The 3604-nt window shown below is 61.3% G+C and carries 3 protein-coding genes and 1 pseudogene; 2 read left to right on the forward strand and 2 right to left on the reverse strand.

Annotation, left to right across the window (positions count from 1 at the left end):
• Nucleotides 1–186, reverse strand: a pseudogene (locus VHL31_RS07665) (response regulator); the annotation flags it as partial.
• A 200-nt stretch (nt 187–386) separates the two neighbouring features.
• On the opposite strand from VHL31_RS07665, the gene VHL31_RS07670 reads away from it, so the two are divergent.
• The gene (locus VHL31_RS07670; RefSeq protein WP_329660618.1) at nt 387–875 is read left to right on the forward strand and encodes a ferritin-like domain-containing protein; all 489 of its coding nucleotides are present in this window, start codon (nt 387–389) and stop codon (nt 873–875) included.
• A 454-nt stretch (nt 876–1329) separates the two neighbouring features.
• On the opposite strand, the gene VHL31_RS07675 is transcribed toward VHL31_RS07670, so the two are convergent.
• Nucleotides 1330–2562, reverse strand: coding sequence for a calcium-binding protein (locus VHL31_RS07675; protein ID WP_329660619.1), 1233 nt, complete (start codon nt 2560–2562; stop codon nt 1330–1332).
• Between the two features lie 330 nt (nt 2563–2892).
• Between VHL31_RS07675 and VHL31_RS07680 the strand changes: the two genes are divergently transcribed.
• The gene (locus tag VHL31_RS07680) at nt 2893–3231 is read left to right on the forward strand and encodes an AbrB/MazE/SpoVT family DNA-binding domain-containing protein (RefSeq protein ID WP_329660620.1); all 339 of its coding nucleotides are present in this window, start codon (nt 2893–2895) and stop codon (nt 3229–3231) included.
• Nucleotides 3232–3604 lie beyond the last annotated feature (373 nt).

The following is a 3604-nucleotide window of genomic DNA, read 5'->3' on the forward strand; positions in this document are numbered from 1 at the left end:
CAAGGCCAGGGCCGCACCGTCCTCCCCGCCCAGCAGCACCAGGTTGACCAGCGCCAGATCCGGCTTGCGCATCCGTACCGTCTGCAGCGCCTCATCGATGGTGGAGGCCGGCCCCAGTACTTCATGGCCAGCTGTACGCAGCGCCCATTCCAGCGCAAAGGCGACCATGGCCTCGTCTTCGGCCACGAGGATGATCAAGGTGTGCGCACAGGACCACCTGCTGGCTGTGTCGTCGTGGCGATACAACCCATAAGGGCATCGCTGGTTGCCCTAGAGCTTGTGCAAGGTGATCGTCATGCCTCGCTCTTGAGCATCAGCTGGTACTGGAACCAGGATGCAGCCAGCTGGTTCGGCAAGCTTGGTGTCCCATGCAAGGAGCGGAAGAGATGGCCGAGAAAGACCTGAAGGCGTTGTTCCTTCATCAGCTGAAGGACACGTACTACGCCGAGAACGCCATCGTGAAGGCGCTGCCGAAGATGGCGCAGGCGGCGCAGACCGAAGAGCTGCAGGGCGCCTTGGCGGTGCATCTTGAAGAAACCAAGAACCAGATCAAGCGGCTGGACCAGGTCTTCCAGAAGCTGGGCGAGCAGCCTGAAGGCGTCGAGTGCAAGGCGATCATGGGCATCATCGCCGAGGGCGACGAGATTGCCCAGGAATTCGCTGGCGGTGAGGCGCTGGACGCCGGTCTGATCGCAGCCGCGCAGGCGGTCGAGCATTACGAGATCACCCGCTACGGCACCATGATTGCCTGGGCCAACCAGCTCGGCATGACCGACGTCCAAGATCTCCTCAAGGAGACGCTGGCTGAAGAGGAGAGCACCGACGAGGCCCTGTCCGAGCTTGCTGAAGACGCCATCAACCCGGCTGCCGCCTGACAGAAACGGATGCTCGATGATCCACCATGCTCCATCGCCAGTCTCCGATCACCGTCTGCTGGAAGTCCACCAGCTCCTGGTATCGATGGCTTCTCAGAGGCAATGCAGCTTTACCAATGTGGACATGGTGGATGCGGCCAATCTGATCCTGGAACTCTATCAGCGCCGTGCTGATGAGCGTGACGCATTGTTGCGGCATACACGCCAAGACACTGGGGTGACCGATGGCTCACGCCGGAGCAGTGACAGCGCTCCCGTCGTAGCGGCGGGAACCAGCAGCACCGCTTCAGGTTCCGTGCATCCGCCGCTGGACCAGGTGCGGCGGGCTTTACGCCTTCTTCCTTCCCTTCCCCGCGGTGGAGCCTGAGCCCAGGAAGCCAGTCAAGTCCTACTCGACTTCGTCCAGCAGGCGACATGCTGGTGGCCACCCGGATCGACCGGCTCGCTTACTGGCTCAGGTGAAGTCACCTGCGGTCAAGGTCTGAACGCCGAACAGGGCAACTGTGCCCTGGCCCATGCCAGCAATGGCCGGAAGCTCCCCGACATCGATCACGATGCTGAGCTTACTCTGACCACCAAACGAGATGAGGTCGATCGAGATGCCATCGTCTGCGTCGGTCAGGATCCCGTTGCCACTGGTATCCAGATCGGCGAAGTCAGGATCAAATCTCTCCACGGAGCCCTCGAAGTCGTTATAGATCTCGCCCGATAATGAGATCTTGTCGCCTGTGGAGAAATCGGTGATCACGTCATCGATACTCCAAAACTCGTTCTCCGGATCATCGTAGTAGGTCGTTCCAACATGAAGATCGTAGGAGAACGTGTCGGCCCCAGCACCGCCAGTTATGATGTGGGCTCCATTTCCGCTGACCAATCGGTCAGCGCCATCCCCACCGATCAGACGATCATTGTCGGTGCCGCCGAACAGCAGATCATTCCCACCGCCGCCGTCGAGCCAGTCCGTGCCAAGCCCGCCATGCAGTTCGTCATTGCCAGCTTCGCCTCGCATGGTGTCGTTGTTGATGCTGCCAAACGCCAGGTCGTTCCCAGCGCCACCAAACAGCGTCAAGGAGCCCTCGCGAAAGAGCTCATCCAGGAAAGGAAGGCCGACCTGGTCATTGCCATCCCCGCCGTAGACCGTATCCGTCCCGCGGTCGGGGTTGATGAAATCGTTGCCCTTCCCGCCCTCAATCCGGTCGTTCCCATCGCCCCCATGGAGTTCATCGTTCCCATCGAAGCCAAGGAGATCGTCGCTTCCGGCACCGCCAAACATCTTGTCGTTGCCAAGATCACCCCAAATATGATCACTTCCGTTGCCGCCGTCTAGGGCGTCATTCCCGTCGCCCCCGGAAAGCAGGTCGTTGCCATCCTGGCCGTTGACGGTGTCGTTGCCTGCTTCACCGCGGACAGTGTCGTTGCCGGTGCCGCCACCGAGCAGGTCGTTGCCGAGCCCGCCCCAGATCTGGTCGTTGTCCTGCCGCCCCTCGATGTAGTCGTTGCCGTCATCGCCGTAGAGCAGGTCGTTGCCATACTCGCCATAGATCTTGTCATGGCCGGTCCCGCCCCTGATCAGGTCGTTGCCGGCCCGGCCCCAGAGCACGTCGTTGCCACCAAGGCCACTGATCGTATCGGTGCCTCCCGTGCCAAAGAGCGTGTTGGCGGAGCTGTTGCCGGTGATCGTTGCCATGGGTGTTTGTCCGGTGCCCAGGATGTTGGGCGGTGATGCTACCTGGGCACCATGCCCATGCTGCACCATCGGGTGAGTCCACCGGACAGACTAAGCGCTTGAGGAGAATTCTCGTCAAGGAAGATCAAGCCAGTCTTTGGTAACTGTTGGCGTGGGTTACCGAAAAACCTACTTGAGTACGTAGAAGCATTGGATCTCGTTGCCAGGCTGTGCAGTTTATGAACGACACAGATGGATGGTGCGTGTCGGACAAGGTCAACCCTGGACGAGGTGGAGTAGATAATGGTCTAATGAACGGCAGTGTTTTCTCTTTCAGAAATTGAGCTCCCCTTGCCTACCATCCAATTGCACTATGACGGCTGGCTCACGCTGCCAGCCGAGGCACGCCGGCACCTTGACGTTGCCACTGGCGATCGCCTCGACATCGAGCTGACCAAAGCTGGCCTGCTCTTGCGTTCAGCCAAGCAGGCCAAGCAGATCGCTGCTCGTGAACCGGAGATGGCTGTGGCGCAGCCGGCAGCAGCGCCAGCTGAGCCGTCAGAGCCAGTGGAAGCAGAGACAGCGGTCGCCAAGCGGGGCCGGCCGCGCAAGGCGGTGACACCAGATCTGACGCCGCCAAGTGTCAAGGTCGGCGGCCGGCGCAAGAGCCTCCCTGCCGACACTGCCTGACCACCGCTGGCTGTGGATGGCGGATCCCCACCTCCTGCCCGATCAGCATTTCGGCCCAACCCAGCCAGCCAACGGCATCAGGCGCAGTCCCTGATCTGATCGAGGCCGCGCCAGATCGACCACGTGGCAGCAGAGCATCTCGTGATAACTCATGCCCGCAAGATGCAGGACTGGCGGCCCGCACCGGCAACTTCCACTAGCTGAACCGATCATGGGAGCAGGCTGATGACAACCGCAGAACGGTCCTGGGCGCGGCCCTGGCCGTTGCCGCCGCCTTCCATCTGGTGGCCCCGGCGCGTGCCGCCGAACTCGAGCAGACCTCGATCACCCTGGGCGTGGGCGGCAAGCCCCTGCTCTACTACCTCCCGCTGAC

Origin of the sequence: Geminicoccus sp. (assembly GCF_036263595.1) — a bacterium.
GTDB lineage: Bacteria > Pseudomonadota > Alphaproteobacteria > Geminicoccales > Geminicoccaceae > Geminicoccus.

Excerpts from the sequence above, each read along its gene's own strand:
- VHL31_RS07670 (WP_329660618.1), top strand. The coding sequence starts at position 387 with ATGGCCGAGAAAGACCTGAAGGCGTTGTTCCTTCATCAGCTGAAGGAC.
- VHL31_RS07675 (WP_329660619.1), bottom strand. The coding sequence starts at position 2,562 with ATGGCAACGATCACCGGCAACAGCTCCGCCAACACGCTCTTTGGCACG.